This window comes from Modicisalibacter coralii (assembly GCF_004117855.1).
GTDB classification, from domain to species: domain Bacteria; phylum Pseudomonadota; class Gammaproteobacteria; order Pseudomonadales; family Halomonadaceae; genus Modicisalibacter; species Modicisalibacter coralii.
This window is the reverse complement of the sequence record NZ_QWBW01000039.1, coordinates 26,530-40,573: the sequence shown is the minus strand read 5'-3', so window position 1 is coordinate 40,573 and position 14,044 is coordinate 26,530. Positions and strand designations below refer to the sequence as shown.

General features: G+C 67.5%; 16 protein-coding genes and 2 rRNA genes. 6 read left to right on the top strand and 12 right to left on the bottom strand.

The features are described from left to right. Positions 1 to 271 (top strand): 23S ribosomal RNA (locus tag D0901_RS18330); the annotation flags it as partial. Positions 272 to 412: 141 nt separating this feature from the next. Beyond that, positions 413 to 528 (top strand): 5S ribosomal RNA (gene rrf / locus D0901_RS18325). A 290-nt stretch (positions 529 to 818) separates the two neighbouring features. Here rrf and D0901_RS18320 read toward each other — a convergent pair. Beyond that, positions 819 to 2,405, bottom strand: a complete 1,587-nt coding sequence (locus D0901_RS18320) for a SulP family inorganic anion transporter (protein WP_129141746.1) — start codon at positions 2,403 to 2,405, stop codon at positions 819 to 821. Positions 2,406 to 2,812: 407 nt separating this feature from the next. On the opposite strand from D0901_RS18320, the gene D0901_RS18315 reads away from it, so the two are divergent. Further along, positions 2,813 to 3,016, top strand: a complete 204-nt coding sequence (locus D0901_RS18315; protein ID WP_325051850.1) for a hypothetical protein — start codon at positions 2,813 to 2,815, stop codon at positions 3,014 to 3,016. 105 nt (positions 3,017 to 3,121) lie between these two features. On the opposite strand, the gene D0901_RS18310 is transcribed toward D0901_RS18315, so the two are convergent. The 3 genes from D0901_RS18310 to D0901_RS18300 form a co-directional block, all read right to left on the bottom strand. Beyond that, entirely contained in the window at positions 3,122 to 3,916 is a 795-nt protein-coding gene (locus tag D0901_RS18310) for a Tim44 domain-containing protein (RefSeq protein WP_129141745.1), read from the bottom strand. Positions 3,917 to 4,003: 87 nt separating this feature from the next. Continuing rightward, complete coding sequence (yaaA, locus tag D0901_RS18305) at positions 4,004 to 4,786, bottom strand: peroxide stress protein YaaA (protein WP_129141744.1); 783 nt, start codon at positions 4,784 to 4,786, stop codon at positions 4,004 to 4,006. A 95-nt stretch (positions 4,787 to 4,881) separates the two neighbouring features. Continuing rightward, on the bottom strand, positions 4,882 to 5,913 hold the full coding sequence (locus D0901_RS18300) for an NADP(H)-dependent aldo-keto reductase (protein WP_129141743.1): 1,032 nt from the start codon (positions 5,911 to 5,913) through the stop codon (positions 4,882 to 4,884). A gap of 223 nt (positions 5,914 to 6,136) precedes the next feature. Here D0901_RS18300 and D0901_RS18295 point away from each other — a divergent pair, with 223 nt between their 5' ends. Together D0901_RS18295 and D0901_RS18290 are read left to right on the top strand one after the other, a co-directional pair. Further along, a complete protein-coding gene (locus tag D0901_RS18295; protein ID WP_129141742.1) occupies positions 6,137 to 6,646 on the top strand; it encodes a tetratricopeptide repeat protein in 510 nt (169 codons plus the stop codon). Between the two features lie 266 nt (positions 6,647 to 6,912). Continuing rightward, the gene (locus D0901_RS18290; RefSeq protein ID WP_129141741.1) at positions 6,913 to 7,422 is read left to right on the top strand and encodes a 3'-5' exonuclease; all 510 of its coding nucleotides are present in this window, start codon (positions 6,913 to 6,915) and stop codon (positions 7,420 to 7,422) included. Between the two features lie 12 nt (positions 7,423 to 7,434). On the opposite strand, the gene D0901_RS18285 is transcribed toward D0901_RS18290, so the two are convergent. Then, on the bottom strand, positions 7,435 to 8,421 hold the full coding sequence (locus D0901_RS18285; protein WP_129141740.1) for an NAD(P)H-quinone oxidoreductase: 987 nt from the start codon (positions 8,419 to 8,421) through the stop codon (positions 7,435 to 7,437). Between the two features lie 133 nt (positions 8,422 to 8,554). On the opposite strand from D0901_RS18285, the gene olsF reads away from it, so the two are divergent. Continuing rightward, positions 8,555 to 10,339 carry a bifunctional ornithine lipid synthase OlsF gene (gene olsF, locus D0901_RS18280; RefSeq protein WP_129141739.1) on the top strand — a complete coding sequence of 595 codons (1,785 nt, stop codon included), beginning with the start codon at positions 8,555 to 8,557 and terminating at the stop codon, positions 10,337 to 10,339. Here the strand turns inward: olsF and D0901_RS18275 are convergent. The 7 genes from D0901_RS18275 to D0901_RS18245 form a co-directional block, all read right to left on the bottom strand. Further along, positions 10,314 to 10,865, bottom strand: coding sequence for an LOG family protein (locus D0901_RS18275; protein WP_129141738.1), 552 nt, complete (start codon positions 10,863 to 10,865; stop codon positions 10,314 to 10,316). The genes olsF and D0901_RS18275 overlap by 26 nt on opposite strands. 30 nt (positions 10,866 to 10,895) lie before the next feature. Continuing rightward, the gene (locus tag D0901_RS18270; protein WP_129141737.1) at positions 10,896 to 11,417 is read right to left on the bottom strand and encodes a DUF501 domain-containing protein; all 522 of its coding nucleotides are present in this window, start codon (positions 11,415 to 11,417) and stop codon (positions 10,896 to 10,898) included. After that, entirely contained in the window at positions 11,398 to 11,715 is a 318-nt protein-coding gene (locus tag D0901_RS18265) for a hypothetical protein (RefSeq protein WP_129141736.1), read from the bottom strand. The genes D0901_RS18270 and D0901_RS18265 overlap by 20 nt, the downstream gene beginning before the upstream one ends. 25 nt (positions 11,716 to 11,740) lie before the next feature. After that, entirely contained in the window at positions 11,741 to 12,211 is a 471-nt protein-coding gene (gene ybaK, locus D0901_RS18260; protein ID WP_129141735.1) for a Cys-tRNA(Pro) deacylase, read from the bottom strand. Next, positions 12,208 to 12,621, bottom strand: a complete 414-nt coding sequence (locus D0901_RS18255) for an acyl-CoA thioesterase (RefSeq protein ID WP_129141734.1) — start codon at positions 12,619 to 12,621, stop codon at positions 12,208 to 12,210. Before D0901_RS18255 ends, ybaK begins: the two co-directional genes overlap by 4 nt. A 49-nt stretch (positions 12,622 to 12,670) precedes the next feature. Beyond that, a complete protein-coding gene (locus tag D0901_RS18250; RefSeq protein ID WP_129141733.1) occupies positions 12,671 to 13,486 on the bottom strand; it encodes a hypothetical protein in 816 nt (271 codons plus the stop codon). A gap of 112 nt (positions 13,487 to 13,598) precedes the next feature. Beyond that, on the bottom strand, positions 13,599 to 14,024 hold the full coding sequence (locus D0901_RS18245; protein WP_129141732.1) for a hypothetical protein: 426 nt from the start codon (positions 14,022 to 14,024) through the stop codon (positions 13,599 to 13,601). Between the last annotated feature and the right edge of the window lie 20 nt (positions 14,025 to 14,044).

Below are 14,044 nucleotides of genomic sequence, written 5' to 3'. Positions count from 1 at the left end.
GTTTGCGAAGTGCTGCTCCTAGTACGAGAGGACCGGAGTGGACGTACCGCTGGTGTTCCGGTTGTGATGCCAATCGCACTGCCGGGTAGCTATGTACGGACGGGATAACCGCTGAAAGCATCTAAGCGGGAAGCCCCCTTCAAGATGAGACTTCCCTGGGGCCTCGCGCCCCCTGAAGGACCCTCGAAGACGACGAGGTTGATAGGCGCGATGTGGAAGCGCTGCGAGGCGTTGAGCTAACGCGTACTAATGGTCCGTGAGGCTTGACCATATAACACCCAAGGGGCCTGAGTGGCCCTATGGGCGAGACACGACGGATACGTCGCGAGAGTCGACTCGATCAGCTTGATCACGTTGTTGAAGCGCACCAGGTAGTTGGGTGCTGCAGGCTCTGCAGCACGCCACGGTTACGCCTGACGACCATAGCGAGCGGGTCCCACCTGACCCCATGCCGAACTCAGCAGTGAAACCGCTCAGCGCCGATGGTAGTGTGGGGTCTCCCCATGCGAGAGTAGGTCATCGTCAGGCATCTTTTCGAAAACCCCAGCCAATCGGCTGGGGTTTTTGCGTTTCAGGGCACCGAAAAACCGTCGGGCCGATGTCGCCCGGCCCTCTGTAACCCTGCCTTCCCCAGATGCCGCGCCACCGCTCGGGGCCCCATAAGCCCGACGCCTTCTTACCCTGTGGCCGGGGTTGTTGTGTCGGCTATAGGGCTCGGATCTCGTTGCGGCAGTTCCATGCGAAAGCCTCGCTCGCTCACCTCGGCGTCGGGCACCGGAAAGCCGGCCCGGGGGCCGGCCCGCTGGAAAGTGAAACGGTCAGGTGAAAGCGCTCTGCCCCAGGGGCAGGCGGTGGCTATCGTCGTCGACGGGAGAGCCCGGAAAGCTCGCACTGAATCCCCGCAGGTCTCTCAGTTCGACGGTGATACCGTGCAGCGGGGCATTGCGCGTGAAGGCGTCGATATCCTCGCGGATATCGGGGTCGACATGCAGGGCGTGGCGCGCGTCGATGATCAGGTGCGTGCCCGGCACGAGGCGCTCGAGCCGGCTGCGAACTTCCTCCCGGTTGAGAAAGGAGATGTCCGTGTGGAAGGTCATCCAGGCCCGGTCGCCTTCCTGGCGGAACGACACGGCGCGACGGAAATTGGCGCGAATCATGAAGCATAGCCCGCAGAACATGCCGATCAGGACGCCCTTGAGCAGGTCGATGGCGACCACCGACACCAGGGTCGTGGCGAACGGAATCAGGCGATTCATGCCTTGCCGGTACAGGGCCAGGATCAGGCGCGGATTGGCCAGCTTGTAGCCGGTGTGGATCAGGATCGCGGCCAGGCAGGCGAGCGGCATCAGCTCCAGCATGGGCGCCAGGAAGGCGACGGTGGCGAACAGCAGGAGTCCGTGAATCAGGCTCGAGGCACGGGTTCGCCCACCGGCGTTGACGTTGGCGGAGCTGCGCACGATCACCGCGGTGATCGGCAGACCGCCCACCAGGCCACTGAGCAGATTGCCGAGTCCTTGCGCCTTGAGTTCGCGATGCGGCGATGTATGCCGCTTGAGAGGATCGAGCTTGTCGACCGCCTCGATGCTCAGAAGAGTCTCCAGACTGGCGATCAATGCCAGGGTGAGCGCGAACAGGTAGAGCTCGGGATTGGCCAGCGTGCTGATTGCGGGTGTCTGCAACTGATCGAGGAATTGCTGGAAGCCGGTGAGCCCCAGCGATTCGATGGGCAGGGCAATGTGCTGGGTGTCGTCGAGGGGCGTGAACCAGGCGCCGGGCATCGTCTGGTCGATCAGGATCGCCGCGACGACCACCACCAGCGGACCGGGCAGCATGCCCAGCGGCGAGCGCTTGATGCTCGGCCGATCCCAGAGCCAGAGCAGGGCCAGGGAGGTGACGGCGATGACGACGGCCAGGCCATTCGTCTGTTCGGGCAGGTTGGCGAGGTCGTGCCAGCCCAGGGTCTCTCCGGCCGGCATGCCGAGCAGCATGGGTAACTGGTTGATGATCAGGATCACCCCGATGCCGGCCAGCATGCCCTTGATCACCGAACTCGGCACGAAAGCACCGATGCGGCCCAGGCGCAGATAGCCGAAGAGCATCTGCAGGAGGCCGCTGACCGCCGTCGCCATCAAGAGACCGGCGAAGCCGAGCGTCTCGATGGCGGAGAGGACCACCACCACCAGGCCGGCGGCGGGGCCGCTCACGCTCAGCGAGGACCCGCTCGCCAGCGAAATCACCAGGCCGCCGATGATGCCGGCTAGCAGGCCGGATAGTGGGGGAGCCCCCGAGGCCAGTGCTATGCCGAGGCACAGGGGAATGGCGACCAGAAAGACGGCGATACCGGCCGGGAGGTCGTGCTTGAGATCCTGCACGGGCCGGCCGTGGGAACGGGAAGGGTGGCTCATGTCGCGTCTCCTTGCGTCATGGGAAGGGATAGGGCTTGGGCGAGATGTCGTTCGGTGAACGGCATGCCAGGTACTCCTCGATGGATGGCTGGGATCGCGATGCGCGATGCCGGCGTATCGTGGTGAGCGGATTCGACGCCCACGGTTCCACTGCGGGGAGACATGTCGTTGTTGGAAGGTGCCCGGCTAGCGGGTGTCCAGGGGACGATAACGCAGTCGTCGGCCGTGGTTAGATAGGCCAGGACCGATAGTGTTTGTGAGAGATTCGCTCACCGGGGCGATCGAGTGGGCCCGGGACTAGAGTCCAGGACGCGGTATGGTTATGGTAGGAGCGCTGGCGGCCGTTTTCGGACGCACCGCCAGGACATGTAGTGCCAAGAATGGTGATCAAGACTCAGGAGGAGCCCATGATGACATCGGATATGCTGCGCAAACTCGGTCTGGCCCTGATGATGGCCCTGATGCTGGGTGGCGTGGCCGCCTGCGACAATGACGGCCCTGCCGAGGAGGCGGGCGAGAACATCGATCAGGCGGCAGAAGACGTCGGCGACAGCGTCGAGGAGATGGGCGACGACGTCCAGGATGCCGCGGAGGACGCCCAGAACAACTGAGCATGAGGGGAGGCGGAACAGCGATCCGCCGCGACCCGATGCCATGCAAAAAGCCAGCCGTCAGGCTGGCTTTTTCGTGAGCGGCCCGGTGACCGCATGAAGGCGTCAGGCGCTGGGATTCTGCTCGATCCCCTGCACGTGCCAGGGGGCGCCGTCGCGCAGCTCGCGCGTCAGGTGCCAGGTTTCGTTGAACTCGTTGCGCTCGCCGTTCTCGTCCACGACGCCGTGGAAGATCACCGAGGCTTCGGCCTGCTGCGCGTATTCGCGCACGTCGCCCAGCTCGACGAACAGACGCACGATCTCGGTGCGGTTGTTGGGCGGCTGATTGGCGCGTTCCTCGCGCAACAGGTTGTAGAATTCCGGGGTCACGTACTCCTGGATCTTGCTCAGGTCGTTGTTGTCCCAGGCGCGCTGCAGCGCCATGAAGTGCTGCTTGGCATCGTTGAGGAAACGCTCCTTGTCGAACCAGCTCGGCGAGTTGCCGCCACCCATGGCACCCGTCGCCGTGAAGGGTTGCGCCGTTTCCTGGGCGCTATCGTGGGATTGCCGGTGGGCCTGGGGGCCGCTCGCCGTCGCTGCCCGGAGCCGGGTGAACAGGCGAGTGGCCAGCCAGATCGCCCCGCCGATCAGCAGCATGTCCATCAGGCGCAGGCCGTCGAAGCCGCCGCCGAAGAACAGCGAGGCCAGCAGGCCGCCGGCAAGCAGCCCGGCGAACGGACCGGCGAAGCGCGACAGGCCAATGGAGGGTCTGTGGCTGGCCGTGGAGGACTTCTGGCTACTGATGGAGCGTGAATAGGAACCGAAACTCTTGCCGCCGCCCATACGGCGAGCTTCGGCGTGATCGACCGCCAGGCCGAAGCCGAGCAGGCCGACCAGCAACATGACGAACAGGTTACGCATGGACAATCTCCGGAGGGTGAAACGCCCGCTCATTCTACCGGTTCTTGGCGAACCTGACTCACCCTAGCGGAAAACCCCGGGCAGGTATCAGGCGCGGTCCGCTTCCTCGCGCACGAAGACCGGGGCATGCTCTTTCGACTGTTCGGGGGCGTAACGATAGCCGGCGACGTCGAACCCCGTGAGGGCTGCCGGGTCGTCGATGCGTTCGCGAATCAGCCAGGCCGCCATGAGGCCGCGGGCCTTCTTGGCGTAGAAGCTGATGATCTTGTATTGCCCGTTCTTGGCGTCCTTGAAGACCGGCGAGATGACCCGGGCGGACAGTCGACGGGTGTCGATCGCCTTGACGTACTCGTTGGAGGCCAGGTTGACCAGCACCGGGGAGCCGCTTGCGGCCACGGCGGCATCGAGATCCCGGGTCAGCCGCTCGCGCCAGAAGGCGTAGAGATCCTTGCCGGCCGGATTGGCCAGCCGCGTGCCCATCTCCAGCCGGTAGGGCTGGATCAGGTCCAGCGGACGCAGCAATCCGTAGAGCCCCGAGAGAATGCGCAGGTGCGCCTGGGCGAAGGCGTTGTCGTCATCGTCGAAGGTCGGCGCATCGAGCCCCTGGTAGACGTCGCCCTGAAAGGCCTGGGCGGCCTGTTTGGCGTTGTCGAGCGTGAAGGGCGGTTGCCACTGCCCGTAGCGTGCCGCATTGAGGCCGGCCAGCTTGTCGCTGATGCCCATCAACTCGGCCAGCCGCTGGGGCGAATAATCGCGGAGGATGTCGATCAGCTCCCGGCTCTGGTCGAGATAATCCGGTTGGGAGTACTGCTCGGTGGTGGGAGGGGTCTCGAAATCCAGCGTCTTGGCCGGCGAAATCACGCTCAGCATGGCGAACTCCTGATCGGTTTGACGGGCGAATCCCGGAGTATACCAAGCGTGGTGACGGGGGCCGAGGCGGCCCCCGCTATCGCGCTCATAGCCATTCAGGGGCAGGGATTGGAGAGACGCCGGTGGACGGCGTCGATGGCCTCGAGTACGGCCGGTTCCAGGGTGAGCGACTCGCTCGCCAGGTTGCTCTCGAGCTGGTCCAGCGTCGTGGCGCCGATGATGTTGCTGGTCAGGAAGGGGCGTGAATTGACGAAGGCCAGTGCCATCTGGGCCGGGTCGAGATCATGTTGCCGGGCGATGTCGACGTAGGCGCGGGTGGCCTGCTCGGCGACATCCGAGGTATAGCGCTGAAAGCGCTCGAACAGCGTCAGACGCCCCTGCGGCGGGCGCGCCCCGTCGAGATACTTGCCCGACAGCACGCCGAAGGCCAGCGGCGAATAGGCGAGCAGGCCGACGTTCTCGCGATGGGCGATCTCCGCCAGGCCCACCTCGAAGCTGCGATTGAGCAGGTTGTAGGGGTTCTGCACGCTGGCGACCCGCGGCAGTCCCAGCGTCTCGGCCAGATGCAGGCAGCGCATCACGCCCCAGGGCGTCTCGTTGGATAGGCCGATGGCGCGGATCTTGCCGGCGTCGACCAGTTCCTTCAGGGCGGCGAGGGTTTCCTCCAGCGGCGTGGCGTCCTCGTCGGGGTCGGGCGCGTAATCGAGCTGACCGAAGGTGTTGGTGCTGCGGTCCGGCCAGTGCAGCTGGTAGAGGTCGATGTAGTCGGTCTGCAGGCGCTCGAGGCTGGTGTCGACGGCCGCATGGAGGTGTTCGCGGGTGAAGCGGGGGCCGCCGCGGATATGCTCGAGACGCGGGCCGGCGGCCTTGGTGGCGAGGATCACCTCGTCGCGCTTGCCGCGTGCCTTGAGCCAGGTCCCGATGTAGGCCTCGGTCAGTCCCTGGGTCTCCGCCTTCGGCGGTACCGGATACATCTCGGCCGTGTCGATGAAGTCGATCCCGGCGTCGCGTGCCCGATCGAGCTGGCGATGCGCGTCGGACTCGCTGTTCTGCTCGCCGAACGTCATCGTCCCCAGGCACAGACGACTGACGTTGATCCCGGTATTGCCTAGCGGGCGCTTTTGCATGTTCGGGGCTCCCTGAACGGTCGAAAAATCGCATGTTAACCAGCCCGCTGCAGGGCAGCAAATCGGGGGTTGAGTCGGGCCAGAGTGGGGCGTATGCTTGCCACCCGTTGCTCCGGCGGAGGTCCGGACGGTTGGCAGTCAGGAGATGAGGCGTGGGCTGGCTCAGGGTGGAGCCAAGGTCGACGTCGTCACCCAAGGCAAACTCGATCAAGGTTTTATCGCCATGCCGCAGGCATCTTCCCTGTTCACCCGGCTCGAATTTCGGCTGGCCGAACAGCTGTTCCAGACTCGTTGGTTGCCTCGCTCTCCGCGTACCCAGCGGTTGACGATGCGCCTCTTTCAGCGCTGCGCCGAGGCCGGCCACACCAGCGCCCTGTCGCTGTACGGGCACATGCTCTATCAGCGTGGCGTGACGCCCCAGGACAAGGCCAAGGGCGCCCGCTACGTGCTGCAGGCGGCCCAGACCGGCGATGCCCGGGCTCAGTATCAGGCCGCCCGCATCTACGAGCACGGTTGTGCCCAGTACCCGCGTCGCGATGACCATGCGGTGACCTGGTATGCCCGCGCCGGCGAGGCGGGCCATCCCACGGCCGCCGAACGCCTGGCCGATGCCTACCGCCGCGGGGAACTGGGGCTGCCGGTCGATTCGCGACGCGCCGCCCAGTGGCAGGCGCTGGCGGAGCGCCATACCGGTGCCGATGGCCACCATGGCCAGCGGGCGCTGACCCACTGATCATGTCGCGTGCCGGGAGCGCCCTTCGCCGTGACGGCGTCGAGGCACCCGGCCCGGGACACCCTGCCTTGGTCGGGAATTCCCCGCCGACCGTTGTCGCCCTGCGCTATCGGCGCCAGAATGACCCCACCGGGTGGTGCTCGGGCCTCCTGCGCTAGCGGGAGGCACGGCTGCCCTTCGCCTGCTCGGGCGCCGTGCCTGACCGGCCGTGCCTAACCGGCCGTGCCTAACCGGCCGTGCCTGACCGACGACAAAGGACCGCTGATGTGACGCTGCCCACTCTCCTCGATATCGAAGCGTCCGGCTTTGGCCGCGGCAGCTACCCCATCGAGATCGGCCTGGCCCGTGGCGACGGCAGCGTGTGCGCGTTTCTGATCCAGCCCCTGCCCGAGTGGACACACTGGGATCCCAAGGCGGAGCTGCTGCATGGCATCAGTCGCGCACGGCTCGCGCGGGAGGGCTACCCGGTGGGGGAAGTGGCGCGCTGGCTCAACGACGAGCTCGCCGAGATCGGCATCGCCTACAGCGACAGCTGGGGCTACGACAACACCTGGCTGTCGCTGCTCTTTCATCATGCCGGCATGCTGCCGCGCTTTCGCCTCGAAGCGCTGCGCTCGCTGCTCTGCGAGGCGCAGCTCGGACTCTGGAAGCAGACCAAGGAAGCCCTGATTGGCGAGTGGGGCATTCAGCGCCACCGTGCCGGCGACGATGCGCGTCTGCTCCAGCTGACCTACCTCAAGACCCGCGAAGCGGCGGCACGCAGCCACCGCCCGTGAGCGCGGCGACGCTCATCCCTCGCCGCTGACCGACAGCAGTACCTTGCCCGTGCTGGCATTGCTCTCCAGATAGGCCATTGCCGCGTCGGCCTGCTGGATCGGCCAGTCGCGGTCGATCAGCGGGCGCAGTTCGCCGCGGGCCAGCCGTGGCCAGACATGGGTATGCAGGCTGTCGAGAATCGAGCCCTTGGCGCGTGGCGACTTGCTGCGCAGGGTCGAGCCGATCAGGCGCTGGCGTTTCATCAGCATGCGGCCCATGTCCAGATCGGCGTGACGCCCGCCCATCAGGCCGATCAGCACCAGCCGGCCGTCCTGATTGAGTACCTGCTGATTGTCGGCGAGATAGCTCGCCCCGACCGGATCGAGAATCACGTCGGCGCCGCCCCAGTCCCTGACCGCCTCGACGAAGCTGCCGTCGTGGCGGTTCCAGCCGGCCTGGGCTCCGAGGCGACGGCACTGTTCGAGCTTTTCCGCGCTGCCCACGGTGACGAAGCAGGGGTGCCCGAAGACATGGCACAGCTGGATCGCCGTGGTCCCCACGCCGCTCGCCCCGGCATGCAGCAGGACCCGTTCGGGCCGCCCGTCGACACGCCGCAGCCCGCCCTCCATGAACAGGTTGAGCCAGGCGGTGGCGAACACCTCGGGCAGGGCCGCCGCCTCGCGAAGCCCGTAGCCGTCGGGCAGCGTCAGCACCTGGTCCTCGTGGACGACCACTTCCTCGGCATAGCCGCCGCCGGCGAGCAGTGCGCAGACCTTGTCGCCGGGACGCAGCCGCTCCACCTGAGGGCCGGTGTCGATCACCGTGCCGCTGACCTCGAGGCCGAGGATCGTCGACGCGCCGGGCGGCGGCGGGTACTGACCGGCACGCTGCATCAGGTCGGCCCGGTTCATGCCCGCCCAGGCGACGCGAATGCGCACGTCATGCGGGTCCTGGCGGCCGGGAGCGTCCTGCTCCTGCCAGTGCAACTGCTGGTCGTTATCGATGGCGATGGCGAACATCCGTCTCTCCTTGCTGGGTCCGGTCACTGAAGCCTGTCGCCACTTTACCCAAGCGCCGGCCGCCACGTCACTGTCATACGGCATCGGCAAGCTGTCGTCGGACAATAATCGACACAGGCCGGAGGAAGCGGGGATGATCGATATCGCCGGCGCCATGCAGCGCCATGTCACGGGGTTCGGGCGGCTGCCCGGCTGGTTGCGTCACGGTCTCGTCGCCCTGGTCCGGCGGCTGATCCACGAGACCGAGATCAATCGCTTCCTCGTCGAGCATCGCGACAGCCGGGGGCTCGCCTTCGTCGACCGCGTACTCGATCACTTCCGTTTCGGTTATACCCTGCCCTCGCGCGAGCGCGAGAACATCCCGGTCAGCGGGCGCGTGCTGATCGTCGCCAACCACCCGCTGGGGGCACTCGACGGCCTGGCCCTGCTGCGACTCGTCGCCGATGTGCGCCCCGACGTGAAGATCGTCGCCAACACCCTGCTGCTGCAGGTCGAGCCGCTCGCCGAATGCCTGCTGCCGGTCGACAACCTCTCGCGGCGGGGATTCCGACGCAGCCTCGCCACCATCGGCGAGGCGCTGGATCGCGAGGAGGCGGTGATCGTCTTCCCCGCCGGCGAGGTCTCCCGGGCGAGCCTGCGCGGCGTTCGCGACGGTCGCTGGCAGGCGGGCGTGCTGCACCTGGCGCGCCGCACCAATGCGCCGCTGTTGCCGCTGCACGTCCAGGGGCGCAACTCATGGCGTTTCTATCTGCTTGCCGCGTTGCGCGACGACTTGGCCACCCTGCTGCTGCCCCACGAGATGTTCCGCCAGCGCGATCGCCTGCTCCGGGTACGCGCGGGGGCGCTGCTGCCGCTCGAGCAGTTCGATCGCGCCGATCTGGCGACGCCGGTCAAGCTCAAGCTGCTGCGCAAGCACGTCTATCGGCTGGGGCGCGGGCGCAAGGGCATCTTTCGCGGCGAGGCGGCGATCGCCCACCCCGAGGACCGTCAGGCCCTGCGCGCGGCGCTGCGCGGGGCCCGCTGCCTGGGCGAGACCCGCGACGGCAAGCGGATCCTGCTCTACGACGGCCCTCTCGACTCGGTGGTGCTGCGCGAGATCGGCCGGTTGCGCGAGATCGCGTTCCGTCGGGTCGGCGAGGGCAGCGGTCGACGCTGCGATCTCGATGACTTCGATGCCCGCTATCGCCACCTGCTGGTGTGGGACGATCAGGACCTGGAGATCGCCGGCGCCTATCGCCTCGGCGAGGTGGGGCCGTTGCTCGACAGTCACGGCATCGACGGGCTCTATGCCTCGACGCTCTTCCATCTGGGTGACGCGCCCTGGGACGCGTGGCGCCACGGCCTGGAGCTGGGGCGCAGTTTCGTCCAGCCGCGCTACTGGGGGCGGCGCAGCCTCGACTACCTATGGCTGGGGCTGGGCGCCTACCTGCGCCATCATCCGGAGGTGCGCTGGCTGTTCGGTCCGGTGACGATCTCCGGACGCCTGCCGCTGCGTGCCCGGGAGCTGCTGGTCGCCTACTATCGGCATTACTATGGCGACCTGTCCGAGTGCGTGCGTGCCAGAGCGCCCTTCGCCCTGTCGACGGCCGGCCGTCAGGAGGCCGAGCGGCTCTTTCAGGGCGACGATCGCGACGGCGACTTCCGCCGCCTGCGCGAGCAGCTCGAGTCGCTCGGGGCCAGCGTGCCGGTACTCTACAAGCAGTATGGCGAGGTGGCCGAGTCCGGCGCGGTGCGCTTCATGGACTTCGGGGTCGATGCCGATTTCGGCTACTGCCTCGACGGCCTGGTGGTGGTCGACGTGACCCGGCTCAAGCCCGACAAGCGGCGTCGCTATATCGGCGAGGCCCCGCTGGAGGTGGAGACCGCCGCGCGACCCGGGGGCGAGGTCGCGCCTAGTCGGTGTCAGCCGGTGCCATGAGCCGGTCGAGCAGGACATTCGGCTCGGCCGCGGCAACCAGTTGACCGCGGGTGGAGGCATCGAGGAGGCCGGCCTCCACGGTGCTGTCGAGAAACCGCAGCAAGGGCTGGTAGAAGCCGCCCACGTCGAGCACGCCGAGCGGCTTGTCGTGCAGACCCAGGTACTGCCAGGTCCAGGTCTCGAAGAGTTCTTCCAGGGTGCCGATACCGCCGGGCAGGGCGATGAAGGCATCGGCGTGCTCCGCCATGGTCGCCTTGCGTTCGTGCATGTCGTCGACGCGGATCAGGCGGGTCAGCGACTCGTGGGCCAGCTCGCGATCGACCAGGTGGTGCGGGATGACCCCGATCACCTGGCCGCCGGCGGCCAGGGTGGCATCCGCCAGGGCGCCCATCAGGCCCACTTGGGCACCGCCGTAGACCAGGGTATCGCCGCGCTCGGCGATGCACCGGCCGAGCGTCACGGCGGCCTCGCGGAAGCGGGCATCATGGCCCTCGCGGGCTCCCAGGTAGACACAGATACACGACATGCGAACTCCTCGTGGATGGATGAAGGCCGATCAGGGCAGACAGTCGATCACGCCGTATTCGCGGTCGAGCCACTGGCCGATGACGTTGTCGCCGGAGAGATGGTGCGCGTACTGGGTATGCAGGCAGCGTACCTGGTCCCAATTGCTGATGCCGCCGATGCCGCGCTCGCGGAACAACGCCTCGTAGCCGCGCTCGGCGGCCAACCGGCGGTGTTCGGGGCGCATGCTTGCCCAGCGTCGCGCGACGTAGTCCGCGTGGCTGGCGTGGTAGGCGGCCAGAAACTCGGGGTCTTCCTGCAGGCGTGCCTCGAGCTGCTTGATGATGCCGGCGGCCTCGATCCGCGAGATCTCGATCTTGAGCCGCTCGGAACACAGCCAGTAGAGCGTGGGAAAGGGCTTGTCGTCGACGATCGACTCCATGCGCAGCACCAGCGGCGTGCCCTCGCCGTCGGTGGCGGTGACGGCCTGGATGCCGCGCGGCGTGCGGCCGAGTTGCTCGGCGATTCGTGTCAGCTGGCGCGCATCGGGGTAGTCATCGGTTCGGATCAGCATCACTGGGGCCCCGCAGGAATTTGGTCGAGCGTGCCACCGCGCGGAAGAAGGCCTGATTGAGCTGGACCGGGGTGGGCGCGTAACGCCACTCGCGCTCGCAGTAGTCGTTGGCGCGGGCAAGCAGCGCGGCGTAGAGGCGATTGAACGGCGCATCATAATCGTAAGGGTCGTCGCCGAACAAGCGGATGTGCGGGTAGTCGGCGAAGCGTTCGACGAAGTAGTGCTCGAGGTCGGCCTCGACGCGCCGATGGCGTTCGACGTCGTCGGGAAACAGCCAGAGGTCGTAGCGGATCGCCATGCGGGGCTCTCCTGGAGGCGATGACTCAGTCGCGGGCGATCGCCGCCGACTCGGCACCGCTCAGCCGTTTCAGATCGTCCGGGGCCAGCGCGATCTCGAGGCCGCGCCGTCCGCCGCTGACGTGAATGCGCGGCAAGGCCTCGGCACTGGCGTCGATGAAGGTGGCCAGACGCTGTTTCTGGCCCAGCGGACTGATCCCGCCGACCACGTAGCCGGTGGCGCGCTGGGCGTCGTCGGCCTCGGCCATGGCGGCCTTCTTGCCGCCGGCGGCGCGGGCCAGCGCCTTGAGGTCGAGACTGCCCGACACCGGCACGATGGCTACCACCAGGCGCTTGCCGTCGATGCGCGCGAGCAGGGTCTTGAAGACCTCGCCGGGATCGAGCCCCAGCGCCTCCGCGGCTTCCCGTCCGTAGGCCGGCGCCGTCGGATCGTGCGGGTACTCGTGGATCTCGAAGGGCACGCCCGAGCGTTCCAGAACGCGGATCGCCGGCGTCATGATTCGCACTCGGCCGCGGTGGTGTCCCGGTGCGCCGCGAGTGCCTCGCGGATCGCCTCGGGGATCGGCCGCGCCTGCTTGGCGGCGTGGTCGAAATGGATCATCACCGTCCTGCCCTCGGCCCCCAGCTCGCCGTGCTGATAGAGCGCCTGATCGACGGTGAACGAGCTGTTGCCGATGCGCGAGATCCAGGTGCGGATCTCGATCGGCGCGTTGAAGGCCAGCTCGGCGCGGTACTCGATCTCCATGCGGGCGAGGATCAACACCCACTTCTGCGGATCCAGGTCGGGCGTGAACAGCCGGCAGACGTCGTTGCGGCCGAGTTCGAACCACACCGGAATGCGCGTGTTGTTGATGTGGCCCAGGGCGTCGGTGTCGCTGAACGTGGGGTCGATCGTGCGCGTGAACATGGGGCACCTCCTTGTGGGCGTTTCAGGATCCAATGCCGGGGTGACGCGGTCAAGCGCGGCCGTGGCGTCGATACCGGCGATGTGAGGCATGCAAGCGCGTCCATGCCACCAGCCACAGCGTGGCCACCGCGAAGCCCGCCAGGGTACCCAGGGCCAGGCCCCAGCGGTCGTAGGTCAGCGAGACGCACAGCGCGTAGGCCAGCAACGAGCCGAGTCCGGCGGGGTAGTGCTTGATCACCGTGGCGGTGGGCGCCGCGCCGTGGGTCAGGTGGAGGATCACCAGGAAGGGGAACATGGTCACCGGAAACGCCGAGAGCAGTCCGGCCCAGGCGGCGGGGAGCACGTGGGCGAGCCCGGTGATCAGGAAGATGATCGCCGCGGCGAGGCCGGCGCGAAAGCCCAGGGCCGGCCACGAGAAGGCGCCGCGGGTGGTGGCGGGGCGCTCGGGGATGTTGCGGTAGAGGCCGATGAACAGGCCGATCGCCGCCAGGGTGATGAGGGTCCCGCTCACGCGGGTGACAGCGAGCGAGGCCAGCACCGTGCTGGCCGCCAGCCAGCAGAGCAGGCCGCCGACGGTACCGGCGAGCACGCCCGGCAGGCCGTCGCGGCGCCCGCAGAGCAGGTAGCCGCCACCCAGGGCCAGGGTGGCGGTGAAGCCGGCCAGGGTGTGTACCGCACTGTCGGCGGCAAAGTCGGGACCGATCTCCAGGCCGATGAAGAACAGCGCGATCGCCGTGCCCAGCGGGTAGCCGGAGAGCAGCCCGGCGACACGCGTGCTCACGCGCTCGGCGATCAGCGACAGACCCAGCACGACGCCGATCGAGACCAGCAGCTTGCAGACTTGCAGGAACAGCGGGACTTCCATTCGCACCTCTAGCGACAAACGACCGGCAAAAGACGCCTCTCCTGAGGGGGGCCAGGAGCGGGCGACGGGGGCTCAAACCCTAGAGAAGCGCTAGCCGCGCGACAATGCGGCTTTAGACGAGACGCTGCGACTCGCGGTCCGCCCAGGCCTGCGCCAGCGGCGCCTGCAATGGCTCGCGCAGGTGCGCGGGCAGTGCCTCCCAGGCCTCGCCGTAGCTGTCGAAGGCGCGGTTGCGCAGCCAGCAGTAGGCCCAGGCACAGCCTTCCAGCTCGTCGCGCGGCGTCGGGCGCGAGGGCATCTGGACGAGCAGGAACAGCGCGGTGCGGGCCGCCCACAGCGGGGGCTGGGCGTCGCCACTCCAGGCGGTCAGGGTCGCGCCGTCGGGGGTGTCCTCGGGTTCGCCGAGCTTGGCCAGGCGTGCGGTGTCGGCGAGGATCATCGCCAGCCGATCGGGGGCGGCCTGGCCGATCATCAGCCAGTGTCCGACCAGCCGCGAGGCGCCGCGCATGGCCTTGGCATAGAAGGGAGCTTCAGGCATGTTCGTTTCTTGACTCCGTT